The organism is Desulfatiglans sp. (assembly GCA_012513605.1).
Classification (GTDB): Bacteria; Desulfobacterota; DSM-4660; order Desulfatiglandales; family HGW-15; genus JAAZBV01.
Window position 1 is genome coordinate 21,367 of record JAAZBV010000128.1, and the last position, 25,856, is coordinate 47,222.

General features: G+C 45.3%; 19 protein-coding genes. 10 read left to right on the forward strand and 9 right to left on the reverse strand.

Annotation, left to right across the window (positions count from 1 at the left end; genetic code table 11):
- Window positions 1–130: 130 nt before the first annotated feature.
- The 8 genes from GX654_17115 to GX654_17150 form a co-directional block, all read right to left on the reverse strand.
- Window positions 131–1,606 (reverse strand): FAD-dependent oxidoreductase, encoded by a 1,476-nt coding sequence (locus tag GX654_17115; GenBank protein ID NLD38583.1) that lies wholly within the window; start codon window positions 1,604–1,606, stop codon window positions 131–133.
- 31 nt (window positions 1,607–1,637) lie between these two features.
- Window positions 1,638–3,221, reverse strand: coding sequence for a carboxylesterase family protein (locus GX654_17120; GenBank protein NLD38584.1), 1,584 nt, complete (start codon window positions 3,219–3,221; stop codon window positions 1,638–1,640).
- A gap of 69 nt (window positions 3,222–3,290) precedes the next feature.
- The gene (locus tag GX654_17125) at window positions 3,291–4,379 is read right to left on the reverse strand and encodes an NADH:flavin oxidoreductase (protein NLD38585.1); all 1,089 of its coding nucleotides are present in this window, start codon (window positions 4,377–4,379) and stop codon (window positions 3,291–3,293) included.
- A 34-nt stretch (window positions 4,380–4,413) separates the two neighbouring features.
- Window positions 4,414–5,940, reverse strand: a complete 1,527-nt coding sequence (locus GX654_17130) for a carboxylesterase family protein (GenBank protein NLD38586.1) — start codon at window positions 5,938–5,940, stop codon at window positions 4,414–4,416.
- An 11-nt stretch (window positions 5,941–5,951) separates the two neighbouring features.
- Complete coding sequence (locus GX654_17135) at window positions 5,952–7,490, reverse strand: alpha-N-arabinofuranosidase (GenBank protein NLD38587.1); 1,539 nt, start codon at window positions 7,488–7,490, stop codon at window positions 5,952–5,954.
- Window positions 7,491–7,738: 248 nt separating this feature from the next.
- Window positions 7,739–9,706 (reverse strand): alpha-N-arabinofuranosidase, encoded by a 1,968-nt coding sequence (locus GX654_17140; GenBank protein ID NLD38588.1) that lies wholly within the window; start codon window positions 9,704–9,706, stop codon window positions 7,739–7,741.
- Between the two features lie 22 nt (window positions 9,707–9,728).
- Window positions 9,729–10,436 (reverse strand): L-ribulose-5-phosphate 4-epimerase AraD, encoded by a 708-nt coding sequence (gene araD, locus GX654_17145; protein ID NLD38589.1) that lies wholly within the window; start codon window positions 10,434–10,436, stop codon window positions 9,729–9,731.
- 19 nt (window positions 10,437–10,455) lie between these two features.
- On the reverse strand, window positions 10,456–11,523 hold the full coding sequence (locus GX654_17150) for a LacI family transcriptional regulator (GenBank protein ID NLD38590.1): 1,068 nt from the start codon (window positions 11,521–11,523) through the stop codon (window positions 10,456–10,458).
- Window positions 11,524–11,692: 169 nt separating this feature from the next.
- On the opposite strand from GX654_17150, the gene GX654_17155 reads away from it, so the two are divergent.
- The 8 genes from GX654_17155 (at window position 11,693) to GX654_17190 (ending at window position 22,400) form a co-directional block, all read left to right on the forward strand.
- The gene (locus tag GX654_17155; protein NLD38591.1) at window positions 11,693–13,294 is read left to right on the forward strand and encodes an ATPase; all 1,602 of its coding nucleotides are present in this window, start codon (window positions 11,693–11,695) and stop codon (window positions 13,292–13,294) included.
- An 18-nt stretch (window positions 13,295–13,312) separates the two neighbouring features.
- Window positions 13,313–13,987: an HAD family phosphatase gene (locus GX654_17160; protein ID NLD38592.1), complete on the forward strand. Its 675-nt coding sequence runs from the start codon at window positions 13,313–13,315 to the stop codon at window positions 13,985–13,987.
- Window positions 13,988–14,019: 32 nt separating this feature from the next.
- On the forward strand, window positions 14,020–15,537 hold the full coding sequence (araA, locus tag GX654_17165; protein ID NLD38593.1) for an L-arabinose isomerase: 1,518 nt from the start codon (window positions 14,020–14,022) through the stop codon (window positions 15,535–15,537).
- Window positions 15,538–15,670: 133 nt separating this feature from the next.
- Window positions 15,671–16,285: a glutathione S-transferase family protein gene (locus GX654_17170; protein NLD38594.1), complete on the forward strand. Its 615-nt coding sequence runs from the start codon at window positions 15,671–15,673 to the stop codon at window positions 16,283–16,285.
- A gap of 442 nt (window positions 16,286–16,727) precedes the next feature.
- Window positions 16,728–18,575 (forward strand): aldehyde ferredoxin oxidoreductase family protein, encoded by a 1,848-nt coding sequence (locus GX654_17175; GenBank protein ID NLD38595.1) that lies wholly within the window; start codon window positions 16,728–16,730, stop codon window positions 18,573–18,575.
- A 99-nt stretch (window positions 18,576–18,674) separates the two neighbouring features.
- On the forward strand, window positions 18,675–18,947 hold the full coding sequence (locus tag GX654_17180; GenBank protein ID NLD38596.1) for a MoaD/ThiS family protein: 273 nt from the start codon (window positions 18,675–18,677) through the stop codon (window positions 18,945–18,947).
- A gap of 108 nt (window positions 18,948–19,055) precedes the next feature.
- On the forward strand, window positions 19,056–21,077 hold the full coding sequence (locus tag GX654_17185) for a 3-hydroxyacyl-CoA dehydrogenase/enoyl-CoA hydratase family protein (GenBank protein ID NLD38597.1): 2,022 nt from the start codon (window positions 19,056–19,058) through the stop codon (window positions 21,075–21,077).
- 294 nt (window positions 21,078–21,371) lie between these two features.
- On the forward strand, window positions 21,372–22,400 hold the full coding sequence (locus tag GX654_17190) for a hypothetical protein (protein ID NLD38598.1): 1,029 nt from the start codon (window positions 21,372–21,374) through the stop codon (window positions 22,398–22,400).
- Window positions 22,401–22,479: 79 nt separating this feature from the next.
- On the opposite strand, the gene GX654_17195 is transcribed toward GX654_17190, so the two are convergent.
- Window positions 22,480–23,724, reverse strand: a complete 1,245-nt coding sequence (locus GX654_17195; GenBank protein NLD38599.1) for a nucleoside:proton symporter — start codon at window positions 23,722–23,724, stop codon at window positions 22,480–22,482.
- A 378-nt stretch (window positions 23,725–24,102) separates the two neighbouring features.
- Here GX654_17195 and GX654_17200 point away from each other — a divergent pair, with 378 nt between their 5' ends.
- A complete protein-coding gene (locus GX654_17200; protein ID NLD38600.1) occupies window positions 24,103–24,441 on the forward strand; it encodes a P-II family nitrogen regulator in 339 nt (112 codons plus the stop codon).
- A 14-nt stretch (window positions 24,442–24,455) separates the two neighbouring features.
- A complete protein-coding gene (locus tag GX654_17205) occupies window positions 24,456–25,793 on the forward strand; it encodes an ammonium transporter (protein NLD38601.1) in 1,338 nt (445 codons plus the stop codon).
- The last annotated feature ends 63 nt before the right edge of the window (window positions 25,794–25,856 follow it).

The following is a 25,856-nucleotide window of genomic DNA, read 5'->3' on the forward strand; positions in this document are numbered from 1 at the left end:
TGTTTTTAGATTCTAGCGGTCTGCTATCAGCGTTCAGCAAAAGGCATTCAAAACAAAGAGTTGGCTGACATCTGATCGCTGACTGCTGAAAGCTCCATCCAGAATTTGTCTTTTTCTGGATGGATACCAGCTAACCTGGAAGTACCACCCCCTGTTTCTTTAACGTTGCCTGTAATGCCTTGATATCAACCTTTCTCACATCAATGCCAGAATTAATCGCCTGTGCCGCCGCTGCCCCTGCAGCCTCTCCAAGGCAGACACAATGGTGAATTAGATTGAATGCATCATTGATAACAGCGTCTGATGAAAAGGCCCTGCATGCAACAAGCATATTATCAACATTGCGCGGTATCAGGCAGCGATAGGGCATATACATTAAGGGATTTTTATCATCCAGGTTGGGGAATATGGCAATGGTGTCATTAAATGGGGTTTTTGCATTCATATCCTCTTTTTTTACAACATAATCTCCAACAACCCGCCTGCCTCCTCTTGTACCGAGCTGCATATTTGTCAGAACTATGAAGCTCTTTTCAAAACCTGGAATATGTTTTTTGTAAAAATCATGTGTTATGAGCATCTCTTTACGGCCTAAAAACTCTACCCGTGTAAGCTCCTCTACATCATACTGACATGTATTTGCGTAGCGGGGAAAGCACCAGACAACATTCTCCTGGTTTTTCAGGTTGCTTGTAAGAAAACCGGCTTTCCCGCCGAGTTTTTTCAGCTCACCCAGTTTGGCAGAGAGTTCCTTTGCATTTGATTTTTTATATTCCTCATATTTTTTAAGATCAACATTATCTATCCAGTATGAAAAGGAGAGGTTTGCTATCCTCATGGTGCGCTCGATATGGGTTTCAAACTCTGCACCGGCATAAGGCAGTAGGTCACCATCGCCTGTGGAGTCAATGACAACCTTTGCAAGCACCGCCTGCCTGCCTGACTTGCTCTCAAAGATTACCCCCCTGGCCCTGTTGCCCTCCATTATGGGCTCTGTCCCCCAGGAGTGGAGATAGGTCTTTATTTTAGCCTCTTCCATCATGTCCTGAAACAGGCACTTTGATATCTCTGCATCGATGTGTGCGGAATAGCCGACCCTGTTACCTGTCGCATAAAAAAAGGAGCGGTTATTGTAATATTCAACAAGCTTTTTATCGGTTGAACCCCAGTGCTCCTTCTTGGGGTAATCTGCCCCATCCCTTTTATCCAGCCTCTCTATCCATTCCTGGGTGATTCCTGCTATCACCTGTTTACCGGTAATATCGGTCATGGCCGGGATAATGGTAACAAGGCCCCCTGTCCCCATGCCGCCAAGGTGTTCATACCTTTCAATAAGAACTGTATCAGCCCCGTTCCTTGCTGCTGACAAGGCCGCACCTATACCGCCTGGTCCTCCGCCAACAACCACAACATCCGCTGTGCGGCAAACCTTTGTCTCACGGGCAGCCTCTTTGATCGTCTTACCTGTTATCGAGGCCTGCTGGGCTGAACTGGCTGATACAGGAAGCAGAATGCCTCCTGCCCCGGCAGCAATGGCTGCTCCTGTGATAGTAGTATTTTTGAAAAAATCACGTCGTGTTAAGCCGATACCTTTTGACGATTTCATGGTTTTTTCTCCTCTATGTAAATGATATTTTTTATTTACTCTTTTCCCTCAACCCTGAAAAATATGTATCAATTACCTTCAATCTCTCCATATTAGGAACATGCCTTGCCCCTGGAGTTGCATCAAATACCATTACCTTTTGATCAGTCTCTGTAAAAGCAGGCCATTCAGGCAGACCCTGGCCGTTAGGATTACCGGTTTTTGCAAAGTTAGCCCAGTAGCTGCTTATCATGTCAGAGAGTTCCAGATCATCTTCAGGTGTTGTTTCTACTCCACCCAATGTCTGGAATGCATATGGTACGTCGCTTCCATGCCCTGATCCTGTATCAGGTGGACCGGGGTTGTAGTCAAAATAATACTGGTAGGCACTGTTTTTACCCTTCTGTGTCTGAAGGCGTGACCATGCCCAGGTATTCCATGAGAAGGAGCTGTCGTTCCTGATATCCCTTGATGCCCTTGTTGCCTCAGCATCTGTTGCGTGGGGGTATGCGCTTAATATCAATTCTGCCTGCGGGCCATACTGCTCCTTGATCTGCTTCTCAAAATCTGCCTTGGTTAATTCCTGGTTTCCGCCGAATGAGCCCATTTCATTGGATGTGTGCCCCAGTAATACCGGTGTGTCATTAAAGTTACCTGCCATGTACAGTGAGTAAAGGTCATTCGATATGACATAACCGTCTGCCACCGGCCTGAACCTCATACCACCCATCCCGCCTGAAAGTTTATTCTGTATATCATCTGCGCTTAATGCACGGGCCGCTTTAATGTCTGCTGCACCCAGCTCCTTTAAAAACTGTTCGCCGTTTGATTCTGCAAGTTTAAGTGCAGGCAGCCCCAGGCCAATACCTGCCTGATTCTCTGTCATAAGGGGCGTAAATGACCCCCCGCTCATGCAGATGGCCCTGTGAAAAAGTCCCTTTGTAAGGGGGGTGGCTGCGAGCAGGCTTATGGCTGCGCCTCCGGCAGAATGGCCGAATATGGTTACATTCCCCGGGTCTCCACCGAAATTTGCAATATTATCCTTTACCCATTTTAATCCTTCAACCATGTCAAGCATCCCATAGCTGCCTGACCCATTACCGCTCTCTATGCTTAATTCGGGGTGTGCAAGAAAACCGAATGGCCCCAGCCTGTAGGCGACACTCACCATTACAACCCCCTTTCTGGCAAAACCCATTCCATCATACATGGGTGTGCTTGTAGAGCCACCGCTGTAACCGCCGCCATGCACCCAGTAGATAACCGGCAGTTTTTCATCTGTTTTTTTTGCCGGGGTCCACACGTTAATGTAAAGGCAGTCTTCGCTGACAGGTGAGGTATTACCCATGGCGTTTGCCGTCTGCATACATGCGTCGCAGAAGACATCGGTTTTTTTTATGCCGCTCCATGGCCGCACAGGTGCAGGGGCCTTCCAGCGCAAATCTCCTATAGGCGGCGCGGCAAAGGGGATACCTTTATAGGTCAATATCCCATCCTCTTCTATCCCTTCAATTGTTCCACCTGTTACCTCAACCTTTGTTGTTACAGGAGGCGCCTCCTTTATCTCTGGCGCACTGCTTTTCTTAACCTGATTTTTATCAGGTGTTGAATCGCATGCAAAGGTTATGAAAAACATAAACAGAATGATTGTCAGCCAGATTGAGTATTTAATTTTCATGTTGAAACCTCCTTTAAAAAAACCGGTTTAAAAATTAATCAATCCTTTATTAAAGGTGCAATGCAGGTTTCTCTCCAGCATTGTTGGTATACATTTGTTGCAGGAGGTACATAAAGATCTCTTTGATGAACCTTCTCTGAACTTCTTTACAATATGCTGATCCATAATAAATGGCCTGCACATTGATATGGCATCCGCTATCCCATCATCTAATACCTTTTCCATATCAGAAAGGTTTCTCATTCCGCCGACCAGTATTAAGGGCTTAGATATGGCCTCTCTTGCCCCTTTACATTCCTCAGCATAATAGGGGTCCATCCTGTTCGGCCTGATATGGTTAAAGGGGGTCTCTTCGACACCCTCGCTCACCTCTATTGCATCCATTCCTGCATCAATGAACATTTTTGCTGAATTTATCCCCTCTTGTGCGCTCTTGCCCTCAGGGTGGTATTCCTTTATCCCAAGCTTTATCAGTATTGGAAAATCAGCCCCTGTAGCCTTTCGCAGCCCTTCAGTAATCTTTATTACAAACCTTGCCCTGTTTGAAGGTGACCCGCCCCATTTATCACTCCTCCTGTTTGTAACAGGAGAGAGAAATGCGCTTACAAGCCAGCCATGAGCAGCATGGATCTGCACACCGTCAAAGCCAGCCTCGGCTGCCCTTGCTCCCGCCTTTACGAATTCATCCACCTTTTGTTCAACTTCATCGGAGGATAATTCTCTCACCTTGAGATTGTTTGCAGGATTGACTGTCTCTGAGGGGCCAACCGTCTGGAATCCGCACAGGTCAGGGTTCCCGAACCAGCCTGCATGCATAAGCTGTGCGACTATCTTTCCGCCATTGGCATGGACAGTGTCTGTTATCTTCTTAAGGGAGGGGATCATTTCATCAGTATGGATCCCCAGTTGACCAGGGGCAGCCCAGCCGTCAAGGCCGGGGAAGAGCCCGCTTGAAACAATGAGCCCGACCTCACCCCTTGCAAGTTCCCTGTAAAAATTGAGCTGCGCCTCGGTTACAACCTGGTTTTCACCAAGGTTGTCTACTGTTGCTGACCGGACAAAACGATTCTTTATTATCATCCTGTTTATCTGTAACGGTTTAAATATCTCTGACATTTATCTGTTCCTTTCAGGTCTGACTCTGTAACCTCTAACACTGTTTATGTTTTTTTAGATATTGCCGCATCAGAAATTTCATCAGCTCATCCGGCCCTCTGTTATCCACACAAACCTCATCATAGAAACAGATCCTGTTTGGATCTTCTTCGGTGAACGGTTTCCAAAAAGGCATGTCTGATCCGTCCGCATCCTTTCCATTCGGGTCGCCGGTGCGTATAAAGTTCGCCCAGTAATTACACATTTTGCGCGCCAGGTCATAATGCATACCCACAAAGGGTCTCCAGCACTTGGCAAGGGTCTCAAAAAAGAACCAGAGATCAACAGAATGAAATGCCCCCGGGTTATCCCAGCCTGGTATCCCTGCGTTAAAGACCCAGTAATATATGGGAGTTTTATCACCTGTTCGTTTTTTTGCCTTTCCGATAAGCCTGATGGAATATTCCAGGTGGCTAACAGTGGCCCTGTAGAGCATCTCGGAGATACTGCCTGTATCGGATTTACAGAGATTAAGGAATTCGTCCGCATCCGATCCATAGGCCTCTCTGGCAAAGGCCACAAATTCATCGACAGTTTTGACAAGTGGTCTGTCAGGAAATTCTGTGGCAGTGTGGCCGAACATCATGGGGACAAGCTCGCATCTGTTAGCCATAAAACGCTCATTTGCATCGCCCACATAAAATTTATCATCGATTACAGGCCCCCAGAAGCTCTTGTATTCCACCATTTTGTCCCTTAAGGATACTGTATCCAGTTTGCGTGCCTCTTGAAGGGTGGATACGCCTATAAATTTAAAGAATTCAACCCCGGCCTGTTCAGCCTCGATAAGATTTTTTTCCTTATGAAAGAGGTTTCCAGGGTAGGCTGTCATAGCAAGTCCGCTGTCTACAATGGCCTTCTGGAACAGCCCTTTATTTGTGGGTGAGGTGACCTGTGCCATTACACTGCCGCCTCCTGCTGATTGCCCCCCTATTGTGATGTTGTCAGGGTCTCCGCCAAAGGCTGCTATATTGCGCTTTACCCAGCGTGTCCCGCACTGCTGATCAAGGAAGCCGAAGTTGGCAGGGGCATCAGGGTTTTCTGCAGTAATCTCCGGGTGACAGAGAAATCCAAATGCATTCAGCCTGTAATTGATTGTGACTACCACGATCCCGCGCCTTGCAATGCGCTCGCCGTCAAACTCCATCTCAGCGGTATTACCCTCCTGTAATCCTCCTCCGAAATACCAGACAAATACAGGCAGTTTTTCATCAGCCTTTTTAGCGGGTGTCCAGACGTTTAGATGGAGTGAGTCTTCATCCATCTCAATGGATGTGTCAACGTTCCACTCCCTTGTATAGATGATCTCAGGGTCTTCACCAGGGATATGCTGCATGGAGATAGGCGCAAATTTGTATGCATAGAGAACCCCTTCCCAGTCCTTTGCAGGTTGAGGCGCCCTCCAGCGGTTTGTGCCAACGGGCGGCGCAGCAAAGGGGATACCCTTAAAGGATGTGATACGCGGATCAGCCGCAGGCAAACCCTCGACCAGACCATTTTCAACCATGACTCTTCTTAGCATAATATTCTCCTTTACTTACTGGTTTTCACCTTTATCTGCGTAAACGAATGGGCCGGAAAGGTATATGCCATTTTATTCCCATCAGCTTTTATCTCTCCTGAAACCGGATAATACTGCTCCTGCTCCTCATACCTGTAGCGTGACTCCATGTCCTTCCTGTTGATTTCGCTTATATGTGCCTTTCCCCTGAATGTGCCAGCGGTGCTTAAGATATCAGCAGTAATTGCCTTCTCCCTGTGCCTGTTTACAACATTTATAAATAAGGCATCCTGATCATTTGAATAGACCGCTGTTACATCAAGATAGGGGATATCTTTATTCATTTCGTCAACATCAAATGTTTCACTCTCCAAAAAGACATCAACCGATTCACCAAGGCAATTATTGGAGAAGAGTTTAAAGACATGAAAAAACTGTGTCTTGTAAAATCCTTTTTCAGGGTCATAACCCAGCATACTTGTAAACATGGTATAGTTTGCCATCTTAACAACATCTGCATGGCGTATGAAGGAGTTGAAGAACTGGGCTGTCGCGAGTGTGGGCAATAGCCCGCTCCCGTGCGGGGCCCATTCATCAAAGGAGATATATATCGGTTTTTCTATCTTATACCTGGTTCGTACCTCACGAATCTGTGCTGCTGTGATATTGATCTTTTCTTCTATATCCCTTGCCCATTTCCCCATATAGGAGTAGTAATCCTTATCCTGCTCCCAGTACCTGTGTATGGATATGAAATCTGCAAAATCCCTTAATTCAGTCAGCACAGTCCTGTTCCAGTCTATCCATATCCCTGTTGGTTCATAGTAGGATGAGCCATTAATGATAAACCGGATCGATTTATCCGTGTATCTCATGACCTTTGCGGCCTCTCTGGCAATCTTGGTGTAATCCTCAGCATTTTTATAACCCATTATCCAGGGGGAGCCGTCCACCTCATTACCCAGGCACCAGTATTTTATATTGAAAGGTTTTTCACTGCCGTATCTGGCGCGAAGATCGGCATAATATGTACCAGCCTCGGAATTGGTATACTCCACCCAGTATCTGGCATCATCCAGGGTTCCTGTCCCAAGGTTGATACAAACAACATTTTCTGTTCCGAGGGCTTTATTCAATTTAACCCATTCGTCTGTTCCCACCTGGTTCGTGTCCAGTGTGCCCCATGCAAGTTCCTTCCGCACCGGCCTCTTATCCTTTGGCCCGATACCATCCTGCCAGTTGTAACCCGCAACATAATTACCCCCGGGCCAGCGCATGTTGGTGATCTTAAGCTCCCTGCCTGCCTCTATGAAATTGGTTTTAAAACCATCCTCATTGGAAAGGGGGGAGTTTGGATCATAGAGTGTGCCATAGAGGGTATTTTCAGGGAACAGTATCTCTCCACCGAATTCCTCCGGGTTAAAATGGATCGGCTCCATAAATACGCCATATATTTTAGGGTCAATATCACCGATCTTTCGATCCACATCTATTTTGATAACCGCATTTCTGGCATAAATGGAAAAAGAGATGTTAATCAAAATAAAAAGCAGTAAGATTGTTCTATTCATAATTTCCTCTTATTGGTGTCCAAAATTAAACAAAGGCATATTTTCATAAATAAATAATAAAATCCTACTACGACGTCATGCCCGTGAAGACGGGCATCCATTTTCTTTGACTTTTTTTAAAAATAGATACCCGCCTTCGCGGGAATGACGAATAAAGGTGTTTAATTCTTGATATTTTTGAATAGTCCATAATTATTGTTTCTATAAGTTAGTGTTTATTGCTTTTGGACAGGAATAATCTCCTCTCGTTATTTTACAATATTAATCTCCCACAGGCTTGCGCTTAAAGGGGCGGCCTTAAGTCCTTTATCAATAGACACCTTGCCCCTGCTATGGATATCCACACCCCGCTTTTTACCAGGTGCATTATATGAGGAATCCTTCTCACCGGTTATAACATACTGTACTGCCTTTGCAGGGAGTTTCAGCCCATCCATCTTTATAACAATCTCTTTGTCGGTGGGGTTTACAGCGCTTACTGTGAGTATATCCCCGGTTTCATTCAGGGCTGCCATCACATCGAGCCCTTTAATCTCTCCGGTAAACCTTAATGGTATTGAACCGAATTGGTTGCGGTAAAGCTTGAGTACAAGCCCGGTAGAATCAAACTCCGCCTTTGTTTTGGTGGTCTTGATGGCCCCTATTACATTAACGGTCTGCGCATAATTTGCCGCATGGATATATTCGCTCTGGCGATAAAACTCATGCAGACCCATTGCAATGCCAAGGGCATCCTGCAGGTCATATATGCACCCCAGCTCGCCATATACATAGTCACGGTGCCAGTAATTCCATTCATCAAGGGCAATGGGTACAAAACGGTCTTTAAGGCCTTCGATAGATGCCTGTAAGACCTTGTGTGCCTCCACCCGTTCACGAATGGAATTTTTTACCATGGGGACATGCTCAAGAACAGGTTTGCGTTCATCCTGATTCCACGGCACACGGCCCACATAAAAATGTTCAGAGAGCATGTTCATATATTCAGCGCTCTCCTCAAGCATACCCCTTGACCATGTCCGGTTCCTCTGCTTTGAATCAGGGTCAAATGCCGCGTTAATGGTGTCAAAGCTCCCCACTCCAACCAGAACAAGGTCAGGATCGGCTTTCCACATGGCACTGGCAACCATATTGTGTTTGATAGTGTAATGCTTTAGCTGCATAAAACCGAGCTGCCAGTCTCCAAACATCTCATTTCCCACACACCAGTATTTTACATTGAAGGGTTTTTCATGGCCGTTTTCAATGCGGTATCTGCCGCCGGTGGTATGAACATCTGAATTGCAGTAGTCTACCCATTCAGCAGTAGAATGGGCATCACCAAAACCGGTGTTTGCGGCGATCATAGGCTCTGTATTGATCTCACTGCAAAAAATAATAAATTCATCTGTTCCAAAGTCGTTATGTTCTACACCGGTCCATGCAGGGTTCTTGCGCGGTGGTCTGCGGTCCCTCTCCCCAATGCCGTCACGCCACTCATAACCGCTAGTAAAATTTCCGCCTGGCCATCGGTAAAGGGGCGCATTCAGCTCTTTAAGGAGGTTAATTGTATCCCTGCGCATCCCTTTTATATTATCTCCGGGCATGAGAGAAACTGTCCCTATAAATGCCTCACCCTCAAGCACCTCTATTTTAAGGGATGCCTTGTCATTATCTTTTTCTGCAACAAATTCAAATTCTGTTTTCGTATAACTGTTACCGGGGGATATAATTCTGGCAGGGATGGCTTTACCATCAATCATGAGCGAAACGCTGACACGCGTGTTTTTACTGTTATCCGATTTAAGCCAGATATAGCCGACATACTTTTTGCCTGAGACAACCGCAAGGTCATGCTGCTCTATTGCAGCTCTCTTCTTTATACGCGGTGTATGATCGCCGACAAAAGGCTCTTTTTTATCCATTGTAACCAGAGAAGGATCACCGATAATCTCCCATGGGGATGAGCCTACTACAGGGTAACTTGTAGCTGTAAGGCTTACATAGGGCGCATAATCAGACGTGATCGGGAAATAGAATTTCCTGTCTTCAAGCATCTCTGCCCATATGCCGCCATAGATGCAGCGGCCAAGGTGCTCTATGAACTGACCATAGATAAAGGGGTTGATCGCCTCACCCTGATTTTTAAGGTCAATTTTTATGTTAACGGTTTCGGCCTTTGCTAAAGGAACTACAAAAAGACTTATAACTAAAAGGCTGATAAATATATTTTTCATGATATCCCTCCTTTGGTTAATTCTATTTTTTTGCCTGACCATAGTATGCATCTTCCCCGTGTTTTCTCTGATAATGTTTATTGATCAGGGTATCCTTCATCCGCCTGATATCAGGATTTATCTGCTCTGTTATGCAGGCCATTCTGGCTATCTCTTCGAGTACAACCGCATTGTAGACCGCCTTATCAGGTGTTTCGCCCCAGGTGAATGGCCCATGACATGCGACCAGGATCATCTGTACCTCAAGGTGCGAGAGATTATTTTCTTTAATTGCATTTATAATCTGATGGCCGGTCTCTACCTCATACTGCCCCTTTATCATCTCATTACTCATCACCTTTGTGACAGGGATGTCGTGGGACATATGGTCAGCGTGTGTTGTCCCGTAAATAGGTATGGGTCGGCATGCCTGCGCCCATGCCACTGCATAGGCAGAATGCGCGTGTGCGATGCTGTTAATACCCGGTAAAGAGCGGTAAAGCACGGCATGGGTAGGTGTGTCAGAAGATGGGTTCATCTTTCCCTCAACCCTGTTCCCATCCATATCCACAATAACCATGTCATCGGGTTTCATTTCATCATAGGGGACACCGCTTGGCTTTATAGCAAATATGCCTTTTGATGCATCAAGTGCGCTTACATTGCCAAAGGTGTAGATCGCCAGTTTATTCTTAGGGATCTCCATATTTGCCCTAAAGCACACCTCTTTCAGATCCTTGTAATTACTCATTTTACCTCCTTTGCAATGGTCAGCCGTTCATGTAACCCGTAAAGGTATGTATATTTTCCCTTGTTATGATGTTCAGGGGCATGATCACCTCTTTACTCACCTCTTTTCTGAGCACAATATGGTCATAGAGCATTATGATGCCCCGGTATCCCTGGACTTCGGGCTGCTGTGTGAGGATGAAATCAATAGTCCCTTTCTCAATAGCCGACTCCCTGCCAGGTATGATATCGTATCCGACAAGCGGAACGGATCTGTATTCATCCCCCTCTTTTTCAAGAAACGATGCTATGTAGTACACAGAAGAGTTTGCTGCGAATATCCCGATGGGCAGGGCCTGGTTTTTTATGTGGAATTCTTTAAGCCTGCTGTGAAAGTGCGATTCGTTATCAACCTCTGCCTTTAGTGTAATTAATCTTATTTCCGGCATGACCGCATCCATATAATAGCGGAACCCCTCGATGCGGTTGTAGAGATGAAAATTACTGCCGGGTGGATCAACAACAAGAACATATTGATCCTGCCCTGCTGAGGCCCTGCCTGAAATAAGCAGGCTCATCAGTTTTCCTGCGAGTATACCGCTCTGGCGGGAGTCCTGGCCAATATATGCAGTTCTTTGCTTTAGATCAGGGATATTCGTATCAATAAAGATGTATGGTAAATCGGTATCCTCCAGGGGCGCCCTCATATCATCCGGGCGGCAGGCGGCAATAAGCATACCCTCTGTATCAGAAGAGAGGGCCATGTAAAGGGCATTTATGCAGGATGCAGAGGAGTAGCGGTCAAAGGGAAATATCCTGATATCGTTTCCAAAGGAGGCCAGTTCATTTGCTGCCTTTAGAATCCCCTCTTCTACCAGACGCCAGTATCCTCCATCCTGTTCCCTTTTGGGAAGAACAACACTGAAAATATGTTTTTTTGTCTGCTTCAGTCCCCTGGCATGTATGTTGGGGGTATAGTTCAGCTCCTTCATGGCCTTACGCACCAGCTCGGCTGTTTCTTCTGAATAACGTCCCCTGTTATGGATTATCCTGTCCACTGTGCCGATAGAAATACCTGCGGCCTCGGCGATATCCTTCATGGTTGCCATGTGACTCTCTACTTAATGCGTTATCGATAACGCAATATATTATCTCTCATTTTTCATGTCAATAATTTTTCATAAGGGTCTACCTGATCTATCTAAAAGATATAATTGACAAAATTGGCACTGTTTAATAATATCGCGTTATCGATAACGCAAAAAAGCAGGATATCAAATGAAAAGAGACAAAACCCTGTCCATGATTGAAGGCGGAGATGCGGTTCTTGGCATTGAATTTGGCTCAACCCGGATCAAGGCTGTGCTGATCGGTGAAGATCACAATCCCCTGGCTTCAGGAGGATTTAACTGGGAAAATTCTCTGACAAACGGAATATGGACATATCCCATTGAGCAGATTTGGGCGGGCCTTAAGGCATGTTACGCAGACCTTGCACAGGATGTACTGAATAAATATGGTGTGACCTTAACCCGTATCAAGGCCCTTGGGTTCAGCGCCATGATGCATGGTTATATGGTTTTTGACAAGAAGGGCAATCAGCTCACCCTCTTTAGGACATGGCGTAACAATATAACAGGGGCTGCATCAGAAGAGCTGACTAATCTTTTTAATTATCCCATTCCCCAGCGCTGGAGCATTGCACACCTTTACCAGGCTGTCCTTAATAATGAGGAGCATGTGAAGGATATTGCCTTTATGACTACCCTGGCAGGTTACATACATTGGAAACTAACCGGACAAAAAGAATTAGGCATAGGGGACGCCTCAGGGATGTTTCCGATTGATCTTACAACAAAAGGGTTCAACATGTATATGTGCGCCCTGTTTGATAATCACATAAAGGAAAAAAATTTCAAATGGAGGATCAGGGGTATCCTTCCTGATGTGCTTTGTGCAGGAGAGGGCAGGGCTGTACTCACAGAAGAAGGCGCTATTCTGCTTGACCCGTCCGGTATGCTTAAACCTGGTGTCCCTGTTGCGCCTCCTGAAGGTGATGCAGGCACAGGCATGGCAGCCACAAACAGTGTGGCAAAAAGGACAGGAAACGTATCAGCAGGTACTTCTGTGTTTGCAATGATCGTACTGGAAAAGGAGCTGAAAAAGGTGCACCATGAGGTGGACCTTGTCACCACCCCGGACGGTAATCTTGTAGGCATGGCCCATTCCAACAACTGCAGCACGGATTATGATGCATGGTTGAATCTATTCGGCGAGGCATTTCAGGCACTGGGTAAAGAGATATCCAAACCTCTTCTTTATGACACCCTGCTTGAGCAGGCCTTGAAGGGCGATCCTGACTGCGGCGGGCTAATGAGTTATGGTTATGTTTCAGGTGAACACATTACCGGGTTTACCGAAGGCCGCCCCCTGTTTGTCCGCTCTTCTGAGGCACGATTCAGCCTTGCCAATTTTATACGCACCCATCTGTTCACCTCTCTGTGTGCCTTACAGACAGGGCTTAATATACTCTTTAATGAAGAGGGGGTAAGGGTGGATGAGATAAAGGGGCATGGCGGGTTTTTCAAATCAGCGGAGGTAGGCCAGAGGATCATGGCTGCTGCCACAGGGACGCCTGTCTCCACACTTAAAACCGCAGGGGAGGGCGGGGCATGGGGGATGGCCCTTTTGTCTGCCTTTATGATTCGTAAGGATAAAACAGTTATACTGCCTGAATTTCTCTCACTTGTTTTTAAAGGTAGTATACAGGATGCCGTAAAACCTGAACCAGAGGATGTGAAGGGTTTTGAAAAATTCTTTGAACGATACCACAAGGGGCTGGCAATAGAAAAGGCTGCTGTACTGCATATGAATGTTTAAGGAGACACAAAAATAGCGATGAAAGGAAATAGCATGTTGGCCATCATCTGGGATATGGACGGTACTATGGTGGATACACGCGAGGCGCACTGGCTTGCCTGGAAAAAAATACTGGCCGATGAAAAGTATGATCTCACATGGGAAACCTTTCTTAAAACTTTTGGGCAGAGGAATGATACCATATTACGCAGCCTGTTAGGTGTGAGTCTCCCGGATGCTGAGATAGTAAGGATCGGTGATACAAAAGAGGAGGCATTCAGGGAGGTGCTGAAAGGAGAGGGGGTCAAGCTCCTGCCGGGCGCAGGGCAGATCATAGATCAGGCTGAAACTAACGGCTGGCCCCAGGCCGTTGTCTCATCCGCGCCACGTATGAACATAACTGCTATACTTGAAGCGCTCAATCGCCCTGATACATTTACTGTACTGATTTGTGCTGAAGATGTGAGCCAGGGTAAGCCGCATCCTGAGGGGTGTATTACTGCCTCCCGGAAACTCGGTGTATCTCCAAAAAATTGCATAGTGCTTGAGGATGCCCCCGCAGGGCTGACAGCAGCCCGCAGGGCAGGCATGGCATGTGTCGGGGTGCTCTCCACACATGACCACCTGAGTAATGCGGACAGGGTCGTGAATACTCTTGAAGAGATCACACTGACCGATCTCGAAGCACTTGTTCATGAGCATAAGGCGTTTTGATGATGATCAATAATATATTGAAAGGATAGGATATGAAAGCATACGAGAACATCTCTATATGGATGGTTGCAGGGAGTCAGCACCTTTACGGGGAAGAGACACTGAAGCAGGTGCGGTCACACACAGAAGAGATCGCCGGGTATCTGAACGGGCTGGATAACATTCCAGCGGAGATTCTGTATAAAGGCATTCTGACCACGCTGCAGGAGATCACTGATTTTTGTATAAGGGCGAGCGCTGATGACCAATGCGCGGGTGTAATCCTCTGGATGCACACATTTTCACCATCCAAGATGTGGATCAACGGGCTCAAGGTGATAACCAAACCGATCCTCCACCTGCACACCCAGTATAACAGGGATATACCCTGGGGTGATATTGATATGGATTTCATGAACCTGAACCAGTCTGCCCACGGTGACAGGGAGCATGGATACATCAATACACGCATGAAGATAGATCGTAAGGTGGTCACAGGATTTTGGAAGGATGACAGGGTGCATAAAGGGATCAGCTCATGGATACGCGCTGCTGCTGCGCTAAGGGATATAAGGGGCGCAAAGGTTGCCCGCTTCGGGGATAACATGAGGGATGTGGCTGTTACAGAGGGGGACAAGGTTGCGGCCCAGATCGCCTTTGGTTTTGATGTATATGGCTACGGGGTGGGTGACCTGGTAGCAAGAATAAAAGAGGTAAAAGAAGAGCGGATCGATGCATTGATCAAAGAATACAAAGAGACCTATGTTGTTGACAAAGAACTACTTCCCGGAGGCAGCAGGCACGAGAGCCTCAAAGAGGCTGCCCGTTTGGAGGCAGGCATAGAGAACTTTTTAGTTGATGGTAATTTTGTCGCCTTTACTACCACCTTTGAAGACCTTGAAGGGATGAGGCAGCTTCCCGGTTTTGCATGCCAGAGGCTGATGGAAAAGGGGTATGGGTTTGGTGCAGAAGGGGACTGGAAGACAGCGCTTCTTGTGCGTGCCATGAAGGTTATGGGTAAAGGGCTTACCGGGGGCACATCATTTATGGAAGATTATACCTATCACCTTGACCCGGAAAACTCGATGGTCCTGGGCGCCCACATGCTGGAGGTCTGCCCGACCATATCAGGGGCAGAAAAGGTGCGGCTTGAGATACATCCGCTTGGGATAGGTGGAAAGGAAGACCCTGTAAGGCTGGTATTTAACGTGCCTGAAGGAGATTCTGTTAATGCATCACTTATTGACATGGGAAACAGGTTCAGGTTGCTGGTGAATGAGGTCTATACTGTAGACATTACAGAGAAGCTTCCAAGGCTCCCTGTGGCCAGAGTCCTCTGGAAACCCAAACCAGATCTTGAAATAGCATCCCATGCATGGATACTGGGGGGTGGCGCTCATCATACCGGGTACAGCAAGCAGGTAACAACAGAGATGCTGACAGATTTCTGTGAGATGTGTGGTATAGAGATGCTCCTGATCGATGATAAAACAGATCTCAGCTCTTTTAAAAAGGAACTCAAGTGGAATGATCTCTATTACACCCTGAAGGCCTTTTCAGGAGGGGTATAGACTGAACCGCGAAGCAGGCGAAAGGCACGAAAAAATACAGGATAAAGGAAAAAATGGCTAAAGTAATTAATGGTATAAAATTTATCATGAGTATATAGTAAATATCTATAAAACATTTTCAGGAGGTAAGGATATGATAAAGATCTATGGTGCAAAGATGGGAAGCGCCTTCAGATGCCATGTGCTCATGCTTGAGATGGGTATAAAGCATGAAGAGGTAAAGGTGGATTTTGAAAAGGGTGATCAGTTTAAACCCGAATACCTTAAGCTGAACCCGAACGGTAAGATACCATGCATTGTTGATGGTGATTTTGTGCTGTGGGAATCTATGGCAATCAATAAATATATTGCTACAAAACACAATTCAGACCTCCTTGGGAAAACCATTGAGGAGAATGCCCTTATTGATCAGTGGAGTTACTGGTCCATACTTGAGGTGCAGGCGAACCTCTATTCAATCGCATTCCAGAAATTCTGGGTGCCAGAGGCAGACAGGGATGAAAAGGCTATTAAAAAGGCGATGGATGAGCTTCCAAAGGTGTTAAAGATTCTGGATAACCAGCTTGAAGGAAAGGAATATATCCTTGGTAACAGGTTCACCCTTGCTGATATCAATGTGGCAAGCTGTGTTATGGCGGCTGATTTTGCAAAGTATGATTATTCTGCATATAAAAACATAACACGCTGGATAGCAAAACTTAACAAACGCCCGAGTTTTGCACAGATACCTTTTCCTCCGAAGAAGTAGATATAACGGGGCTGGATAGATTCATCAGCCCCGTCAATCCAAGGTGTTGATTAACACTTCTTGTAATGCTACCAAAATATCTACAGTTATCAATCTGTTATATCAAAAAAGATATCAGGAGGGCTTCAAAAAAAGCTTTAAATCATTCAGTAAGATGTGTATACTGTGCCCCTTATATTTAAAAAAACGCAAGGTCCGGTGATGGGTGTTGCAGGTAAGTATATATACATTGGAATAAATAAAAAAAGCATTTTTTTTACCACGGAGAGCACGGAGTACACGGGAATAAAATTTAAAAAATCTCCGTATCCTCAATGGTTATAAAGATGTGTTGAGTACGTCAACGAATTTATATCAAAGAGTGCTAAGCCTGAAATGCATCAATAACATATGCACAACCGGGCTTTAAACAGTTTAAACTAAATTATCAGGAGGCTTTATTATGGCGCATGGAGTTATGGGAAAGATGCTGTTTGTTGATCTCAGCAAAAAACAGCTTAAAGAAGAGGCACTTGATCCAAAGACAGTCCGGGAATATATAGGCGGTTATGGTCTGGGTGCAAAGATATTATTTGAAAGACAGAAACCAGGGGTTGATCCTCTTGGCCCTGATGCAATGCTTGGTATTGTTACAGGCATGCTTACCGGAACAGATGCTATAGGCGGTTCACGTTATGTAATGGTTGGTAAATCGCCCCTTACAGGCGGTTGGGGTGATGCCAATTCAGGCGGTAATGTGGGCCCATTTTTGAAGTTCGGTGGTTATGATGCTGTATTTTTCTCAGGGATATCTGAAAAACCGGTATACCTTTATATTGATAACGGCAAGGCAGAGCTTAAGGATGCATCTGACCTGTGGGGTAAGGACACCTTTGATACAGAAGACATCCTGAGAGACAGGCATGGCAAAAAGCTTGAAGTTGCCTGTATAGGGCCATCCGGAGAAAAATTATCACTTATAGCTGCTGTCATGAATAATAAAGGCCGCGCAGCAGGACGTTCAGGTCTTGGCGCTGTAATGGGCTCAAAAAAGCTCAAGGCAATTGCCATAAACGGATCTCTAGAAATACCCGTGGCTGATAAAGAGGCTGCAAAGGCAATGCGTAAAAGACACCTGAGTGACATGGGGCCGATGGTGAAATTCATGCAGGAGTTCGGCACCTGTGGTATGCTTGAGATGTGCGCCAAGGTGGATGATGCCCCATTCAAGAACTGGGCAGGCACCGGTGAGGGTGATATGCCCAACTATGCAGATATTGGCGGGCCGCATATAATAGCCCAGCAGGAAAGAAGATATGGCTGCTACCGATGCCCGATAGCCTGCGGCGGTATAATGAAGCCTTCAACAGGCGAGTATAAATGGGGTGAGCACGCACACAAACCGGAATATGAGACCCAGGCAATGTTTGGCACTAACCTTCTTGTCAATAATGTTGATTCAATAATTATGGCCAGTGATATCTGTAACCGGTATGGTATGGATACAATAGGGGCAGGCGCAGTGGTGGCCTTTGCAATGGAATGCTATGAAAAGGGTATAATTACCGCAAAGGATACAGACGGTATTGAAATGAAGTGGGGAGACCACAAGGCAAGTATTGCTCTCCTTAACAAGATTGTAAGGCGTGAAGGTATCGGCGATATACTTGCTGACGGCACAAAGGTGGCGGCTAAAAAATTAGGTAAAGGTTCTGAAAAATTTGCAATGCATGTGGGAGGTCAGGAATTTCCTGCGCATGATTCAAGGGGCGGACACGGATTTGCGATAGCCTATTGCTCGGAACCAACACCTGGCCGCCACACAATGAGCGGGGAGATGCCTCATCCTCCGGGAACAATGCCTGAGTATGATCCTACAACCTTTAAGGGTCGCGGAATACCCCACATGATAGGCTCTGCCTTTTCCAACTACTATAATGCAGCCGGGCTCTGCATGATCTGTTATGGCGATGGATATGGAAAGGCGGAATATTTTCTGGAGGCAATAAAAACCATCACAGGATGGGATGTATCCCGTGAAGAGATCATCAAGGCCGGGATGCGTATTAACGCAATGCGTCAGGCATTCAATATCCGTGAAGGTATAACAACACCATGGAAATTCCCTGACAGGATGCTCGGAAAACCGGCCAAGACAGTTGGGCCAAGGGCAGGCATTACCTGGGAACTTCAAGAGATCTATACAGAGTACTACGAGGCAATGGGCTGGGATACAAAGACAGGGAAACCAAAAAAGGAGACCCTTCTTGACCTGGGCATGGATTTTGTTGCAAGGGAATTATATAAATAAATTAAATCCTTAATATTGACTTAAAAGGCCGCATTGGGTAGAAATAATGCGGCCTTTTTCTTTTGACTAAAAAAAAGGGTTTTTATCCGGAGCAAAAATATGAGCATTGAAGTGGAAATAGCCCATGTTTTCAGGTCTTACTTTAACGGGCAGAAATCAGTAACAGTAAAGGGAAAGACTGTGGGCGAATGCCTGAATGATCTTTCTCTAAAATATCCTATGACAAAAAATATGATTGTTGACAGCAATGGAAACATAACAAACCGTTTTGAGGTATACCTGAATGGTGAAAGCACCTATGAAACCGGGTTATCCACCCCGGTAAAAGATGGTGACAAGATAGACCTTATTTATATTATACATGGGGGGTAATTTTTAAACCTTATACGCAGTACTTTTTTACATAATAATCCTACTGAGGGACCAATAAAGGCGGAGATGCCGGAGTGGTTATCAATCTGAAATCAAGGAGACTTATTTATGGAAAAAAAAGCGCTTTACCCATCATTTACTAATCCTTATCTTATTGAACCTGATTGTCCTATCCCTGATGAAGTCGCTGTAATAGGCGCCGGGCATATTGGCCCTGATATTGCCTACTACCTGCGTACCGGCTTGACTCACAAAAAATTATATGTGGTTGATGTTGTTGAAGCCCAGCTTGACAAGGCAAAGGAGCGCTTCAAAGGATATGCTGACAAGGCAGTACAGAAGAAAAAGATAACCCCTGAAGCTGCTGAAAAGATACTCGGGAATATTGTTTACACCACTGACTATAACGATATAAAAAACTGCGGGCTTGTTATTGAGGCGGCAACAGAAAACCTTGAACTGAAGCAAAAGATCTTTCAGACGCTTGAGGAGGTAACCTCACCGGATACTATCCTGACAAGTAATACAAGCGGTATCCCTGCAAATGAGATTTTTTCAGCGATGAAACACCCTGAACGCGCCACCATCACCCATTTCTTTGCCCCTGCATGGAGAAGCCTCCCTGTTGAGGTGATAAACTGGGAGGGCGCCTCTTCAAAGACACTTGATTATCTGTTATGGTTTTTTGCAAATACAGGTAAGGTTCCCATGATGACTGCCAATGTCTTTTCATTTCTCCTTAACAGGATTTTTGAAACATGGTGCAGTGAGGCAGCCTTTCTTATTGACAGAGCAACAAGCCAGCAGGTTGATCATGTGGCTGAAGAGTTTGTTGCATCAGGCCCGTTCTTTGTTTTAAATTTTACAGGTGGAAATCCCCTGATCCATATTTCACAGAGCCGCAGGATTAGCGAATCAACCTGTTATAAGCCATCCCTCTCTCTTTTATCTGTTGATACCTGGAAGGTTAACAGGCCCGGAACAAAGGTTGATGTGCCTGATGATATTAAAAAATGGATCAAGAAAAGGCTTCTGGGCGCCATATTCTCTCAGTGTTTTGATATCACCGACAGGTCTATTGGCACGCGCTCTGATCTAAACCTGGGGACTGTTATCGGCCTTGGTTTTAAAAAGGGGGTCTTTGAGGTAATGGCGGATATGGGAAGTCAAGGAGTTAAAGATATAATGGAAGGCTTTAAAGCAGAACGTCCGGGATTCCCGATTCCAAAGCATGATATTGACAGCTATATAAATTTTCCAAGGGATATCCTTGTGGATGATATAAATGGTATCAGGATTATCACGATAAGAAGGCCCCAGGCAGCAAACACCTTAAACATAAGCACCTGTGATGAGATATTATCAGAGTTGAAAAGGGGTGAGGGTGATCCATCAGTCAAAGGCATTATTATTACAGGTTACGGCACAAAGGCATTCTGTGCAGGCGCTGACATCAGCGTTCTCTTACCAACCATCGGCAATGCCCCCGCCGGATCAGCCTTAAGCAGGAAATATGGCAGCATTGTAGAGTATATTAACGAAATGAATAAGCCTGTTGTGGCGGCAGTAAATGGTTTCGCAGTGGGTGGAGGTTGTGAACTTGCAATGGGCTGCCATTCTATTGTTGCTGATAAAAAGGCCTTTTTTCAGTTCCCTGAGATTACACTGGGTATTTTCCCCGGTATGGGCGGGGTTGTTATCCCCTATAGAAAATGGCCAAAGACCAATGGTAAGTTTAGTGCCATGTCATCACAGGCAGAACGGCTCAGTAGTCATGATGCTGAAAAACTTGGTATCGTTACAAAGATAACTGACGGCTATATGAATATGATCAGGGCAGCCATTGACGAAGTAAAGAGATTGTCAGGACAGATTCCCAGAATCCCTGACAGGGTTGCTGAGATGCCTGTGTTTATGCCCCCTACTGAACCAAAATCAGGTGACATAACGCTAAGCAAAGAGGCTATAGGGATAATAGCCGATGTTATCAGAGATGCTGCAAAGGCAGAGAGTTTTAAGGATGCAATGGAGGTCTCCTACATGTATTCAGGCAGGATATCCTGTATGGATGCCATAAAAGAGGGGGTAACTGCATTTATGGAAAAGCGTAAACCGGTTTTTACAAAATAACCGGAAATAGAAGGTTGGGTTAAGAAAATTAACCCAACCTTCTATTTTGATTTATTTTTTTATTGGCATATTGCATGCAATAAGCGTGATTAAAAATTCAGGGCTGTGCTGTTGCTTGAAATATAAAACTGAAAGTTCAAAGCTCAAAGGGAAAAAGCAGGGTTTTTAGTTTTATATACCGAAATTACACGTTGACATAAAACTGCTTACTCCATATACTTCTTCCGCTTAAAAAAAGCAAAGATGGTTCTCTTATTATTCATATCTATTAGTTTCAATAAAAAGGAGGCTGTAATGAAAACGCAACGGTTGTTTGTCACATTATTGTTAATTGTTACTCTTGCCATTATGGGTATTGCTTGCTCGCAAAAGAGTGTAGAGGATTACGACAGGCAGGGCCTGGTTGACCTTATGCAGAAATATATCGGGGCAATAGTTAAACATACACCCGGTGACCTGCCATTTGCCGATAAGGTCAAGTTCACCGAAAACTCGGATAATGGGATTGAATTTCTGGCGGTAGGTAAAGGGCTCTGGGAGACCGCAACTGAAGGCCCTAAGGGTTTTGAGATTTATGCGGCTGATCCTGTGGCCCAGTCAGCAGCCACTCTTGTTGTTATGAAAGAGAATAATAAGGATATTATTTTCGGGGCACGCATTAAACTCGAAAACGGCAAGATCACAGAGGCCGAGCATCTTGTTGTGCGCGGAGAGTCAATGAGTAAACAGCCTTACAGCTCGATGCCATCTTTACAGAAGGCCCGGCCTGGTTTTGCGGAGGATATACCTGCCGCTGAGCAGATGACAAGGGAAGAGCTCCTAAAGATAGGGCTCTCATACTATGACTCACTCACATCCGAGGATGGCACACGTACGCCATTTGCAAAGGAGTGTGAACGCCATGAAAACGGCATGACAACAGCCGGAGGAAAACCACCCAAACCTGAAGATTTACCCCCCGGGACTGCTATGCCTACCGGCGGTTTCGGAAACATACCAATGGACTGTGAAGGCCAGCTGAGCGCAGGTGTCTTCTCCTATATCACTGAGATCAGGCCTCACATGGTTGTTGCTGATGTTCAGAAGGGGCTCTCTGTCGGTTTTTCAATGTTCAGGCATGACGGCACAAAAAGGCTGCCTAAAGATGCTGCGCCTGGAACCGATAATAAAACCACTTACGGGCAGTTCAACCTTGCTGCAATGCATATCTACAAGATCAGAAACGGCAAGATGTATGAAATAGAGGCCCCGGGGGCCATGCTGCCATACGGTATTAAATCCGGTTATGAGTCAGAAGAAAAGATTTTTCCTGTAACGCAATAATTTAGTATCCATCTTCTGCAGGGGTCGATTAATACTGGTCCCTGCAGCGGATTAACCTGTCTTATAACCAATATACAATTCAGTAAATGATTCCTATAACTGCGCCTGTCATGCAGGTCGCCAGTGTTCCGGCGATAATCGATTTCATGCCCAGGCTTACGATCTCATTCCGCCGTTCAGGCGCCATTGCGCCCATACCGCCTATCATTATTCCAAGTGAGCCCAGGTTGGCAAAACCGCATATGGCATATGTCATTATAATGCGGCTCCTTTCTGAAATCACCCCTTCACCAAGGGAGACCAGGTTCTGGTATGCTATTAATTCATTGAGCACGGTTTTTACGCCCATGAGAGTCCCGCATACTTTTGCCTCAGCCCATGGTATGCCCATGGCCCATGTAACAGGGGCCATTATATATCCAAGAAGCCTCTGTATTGTGATCGGTTCTGATCCTGGGAAAGGGATAATACCAAGGATAAGATTTAAGAGGTGAACAAGGGATACCAGCACAACAAGCATTGCTATGATATTGATAAGCAGGGTCATCCCCTCAATTGTACCTTTTGTGATTGCATCCATTGAACTCTCTGCATGAACGGAAAGGGTTATCTCGCCATCCGATATCCCGCCTGTCTCAGGTATCAGGAGCTTCGCAACGGTTACGGCTGCTGGCGCGCTTATCAGGGATGCAATCAAAAGGTGGCCAACTACACCGGGAATAACGCTGTTAAGTATTGTTGCATATAGTACCATGACAGTACCTGCTATTGTTGCCATCCCAGAAGTCATAATAGAAAAGAGCTCACTTCTTGATATTGAACGGATATAGGGTTTCACAAGTAACGGGGCCTCAACCATGCCAACAAATATGTTTGCAGAGACACCAAAACCCTCTACTCCCCCTATACCCATGATCTTTGTCAGTACCCGGGTCAAACCCTTAACTATTACAGGTATAATTCTCCAGTAAAAGAGCAGGGCAGAAAGTGCGCTTATAAGAAGCACAAGTGGAAGGCTCTGAAAGGCAAGTATAAAGGTCGAACCGGGGTTGGTTACTGTAAAGGGCGTATCTCCTCCTGCAAGGTATCCGAACACGAAACCTGTGCCCTCTGCTATGGATGCCTGCAGGGCTCCTACAATATTGTTCAGCCTCATGAAAAAGGAGTGGCTTAGGGGGAGTTTCACCAGGATAATCGCCACTATCAGCTGAAGTGCAATCCCTGCCCCGACAGTCCTGTATTTTACCCTGCTTCTGTGCTCTGAAATCGACCATGCAATAAATGCAAGTATAAAGAGCCCTGCAAGGCTCTGTAGTCTCAACATTAGAAGCCTCCTGTTGAAATAATCAGTTCGAAGGGTTATTTAGCTTTTTAATTATCAAATGTATATCCAAATTTCTATATGAATATTCGATCTGCTGTTTTAATTTTATTACAGAAAACTCTGGTTGGTGAAGTTTTTTCCCAGGCTTTAAAAGGCAATATATGATACGAAAATGTTATGCAATAAAGATCTAATGACAAAAATGTAGTAATGTAATTTTTTATCGCCATAACGTTAAATCAGTAAATATAAAATGATATCAATAGGATAATACCTCATAAATGATCTTATAAAAGAGTGGCATATCTCTTGCTGTTTCTTAATGTAAAATTTAAATGGACTGGATGAAGGTCTATATAATTACCAAGGAGGATCGTGATGAAAAAACTGGAAGCGATTATTAAACCCTTTAAGCTTGACGAGGTTAAGGATGCCCTTACCGCAATCGGGATAAAGGGAATAACTGTAAGCGAAGTAAAAGGTTTTGGCAGGCAGCGTGGTCACAAGGAGATCTACAGGGGCGCTGAGTATCAGGTGGACTTTGTGCCAAAGGTAAAGATTGAGGTTGTTATTGATGAATCAATAATGAATGACGCAATTGATGTAATCAAGAAAACAGCCCAGACAGGCCAGATAGGTGATGGCAAGATATTTGTACTTCCGGTCGAAGAGGCCGTAAGGATTAGAACAGGTGAAAAGGGCAATGATGCCATATAGAAAGGAGAAATAAGATGAAACCAAAGGCATTTATATATGTTTTTATATTAGCTTTAATTGGCATTGGAAAGGCGTGGGCTGGTGATGAAGGGCCTACGCCTCTTACAAATAAGGAGGCCATCGATCTTGTGCAGACCCATGCAGATTATGTATGGACGTTGATTGCAGCAGCGCTTGTATTTTTTATGCAGGCAGGGTTTGCGATGGTTGAAACCGGTATGACCAGGGCAAAGAATGCAATTAATATCATGATGAAAAATCTCATGGATTTTTCACTCGGTTCACTTGCATATTGGGCAATAGGTTTTGGACTCATGTTTGGTGTATCTGCTACAGGATGGATAGGCACCTCAGGCTTTTTTCTGAGTGACTATACCTCCGGAGGTGATCCCTGGGTTCTGGCCTTCTGGATGTTCCAGGTGGTGTTTGCAGCAACTGCAGCAACTATTGTTTCAGGAGCAATGGCAGAGAGGACAAAGTTTTCTTCATATATGATATACAGTGTTGCAATAAGCGCGATTATTTATCCGATATTTGGAGGCTGGGCATGGGGTAGCCTGTTTAATGGCAGTGGATGGCTTGAAAAGCTGGGATTTATAGATTTTGCAGGTTCAACAGTTGTTCACTCGGTTGGTGGCTGGGCAGCACTTGCTGGTGCCATAGTGCTTGGTCCTAGGCTTGGAAAGTATGATAAAAATGGCAATATTAAGCCGATACTTGGTCATAATATGCCGCTTGCGGCGCTCGGTGTTTTCATCCTCTGGCTCGGTTGGTTTGGTTTTAACCCTGGTTCAACAACAGCAGCCAATAAGGATATTGCTATGATATTTGTAAATACGAATCTGTCGGCAGCTGCAGGATGTACTGTCGCGATGTTTACCTCATGGATTAAATTTGGCAAACCTGAGGTTGGCATGAGTCTTAACGGCGCACTCGCAGGTCTTGTGGCAATTACGAGCCCGTGTGCAACTGTAACACCCACAAGTTCAATAATAATAGGCGCTGTTGCAGGTGTGCTTGTTGTATTCTCAGTGCTGTTCTTTGACAAGATAAAAATTGATGACCCGGTTGGCGCCATTTCGGTTCATGGAGTAAACGGGGCCTGGGGAACTCTTGCAGCAGCTCTTTTCCATATAGATGGATTTTCTTTAAAGGTGGTTGGTGTTCAGCTTTTAGGCATAGGCTCATGTTTTATATGGACTTTTGTCCTGGCATTTATACTCTTCAAGATTATATCAAAGACCATTGGTCTGAGGGTAAGTCCGCAGGAAGAGGCAGAGGGCCTGGATTTTGCTGAGCATGGTGGTAATGCATATCCTGACTTTGAAACCTCATCATACACTCAGCAATAAAAGGTAATTGGCTTAAAAATAAAATAAAAGAGTGTGCGAAATGCACACTCTAAACTTAAAAAA

Coding starts and splice junctions, on each gene's coding strand:
- GX654_17115 (NLD38583.1), bottom strand. CDS start 1,606: ATGAAATCGTCAAAAGGTATCGGCTTAACACGACGTGATTTTTTCAAA.
- GX654_17120 (NLD38584.1), bottom strand. CDS start 3,221: ATGTTTTTCATAACCTTTGCATGCGATTCAACACCTGATAAAAATCAG.
- GX654_17125 (NLD38585.1), bottom strand. CDS start 4,379: ATGTCAGAGATATTTAAACCGTTACAGATAAACAGGATGATAATAAAG.
- GX654_17130 (NLD38586.1), bottom strand. CDS start 5,940: ATGCTAAGAAGAGTCATGGTTGAAAATGGTCTGGTCGAGGGTTTGCCT.
- GX654_17135 (NLD38587.1), bottom strand. CDS start 7,490: ATGAATAGAACAATCTTACTGCTTTTTATTTTGATTAACATCTCTTTT.
- GX654_17140 (NLD38588.1), bottom strand. CDS start 9,706: ATGAAAAATATATTTATCAGCCTTTTAGTTATAAGTCTTTTTGTAGTT.
- araD (NLD38589.1), bottom strand. CDS start 10,436: ATGAGTAATTACAAGGATCTGAAAGAGGTGTGCTTTAGGGCAAATATG.
- GX654_17150 (NLD38590.1), bottom strand. CDS start 11,523: ATGGCAACCATGAAGGATATCGCCGAGGCCGCAGGTATTTCTATCGGC.
- GX654_17155 (NLD38591.1), top strand. CDS start 11,693: ATGAAAAGAGACAAAACCCTGTCCATGATTGAAGGCGGAGATGCGGTT.
- GX654_17160 (NLD38592.1), top strand. CDS start 13,313: ATGAAAGGAAATAGCATGTTGGCCATCATCTGGGATATGGACGGTACT.
- araA (NLD38593.1), top strand. CDS start 14,020: ATGAAAGCATACGAGAACATCTCTATATGGATGGTTGCAGGGAGTCAG.
- GX654_17170 (NLD38594.1), top strand. CDS start 15,671: ATGATAAAGATCTATGGTGCAAAGATGGGAAGCGCCTTCAGATGCCAT.
- GX654_17175 (NLD38595.1), top strand. CDS start 16,728: ATGGCGCATGGAGTTATGGGAAAGATGCTGTTTGTTGATCTCAGCAAA.
- GX654_17180 (NLD38596.1), top strand. CDS start 18,675: ATGAGCATTGAAGTGGAAATAGCCCATGTTTTCAGGTCTTACTTTAAC.
- GX654_17185 (NLD38597.1), top strand. CDS start 19,056: ATGGAAAAAAAAGCGCTTTACCCATCATTTACTAATCCTTATCTTATT.
- GX654_17190 (NLD38598.1), top strand. CDS start 21,372: ATGAAAACGCAACGGTTGTTTGTCACATTATTGTTAATTGTTACTCTT.
- GX654_17195 (NLD38599.1), bottom strand. CDS start 23,724: ATGTTGAGACTACAGAGCCTTGCAGGGCTCTTTATACTTGCATTTATT.
- GX654_17200 (NLD38600.1), top strand. CDS start 24,103: ATGAAAAAACTGGAAGCGATTATTAAACCCTTTAAGCTTGACGAGGTT.
- GX654_17205 (NLD38601.1), top strand. CDS start 24,456: ATGAAACCAAAGGCATTTATATATGTTTTTATATTAGCTTTAATTGGC.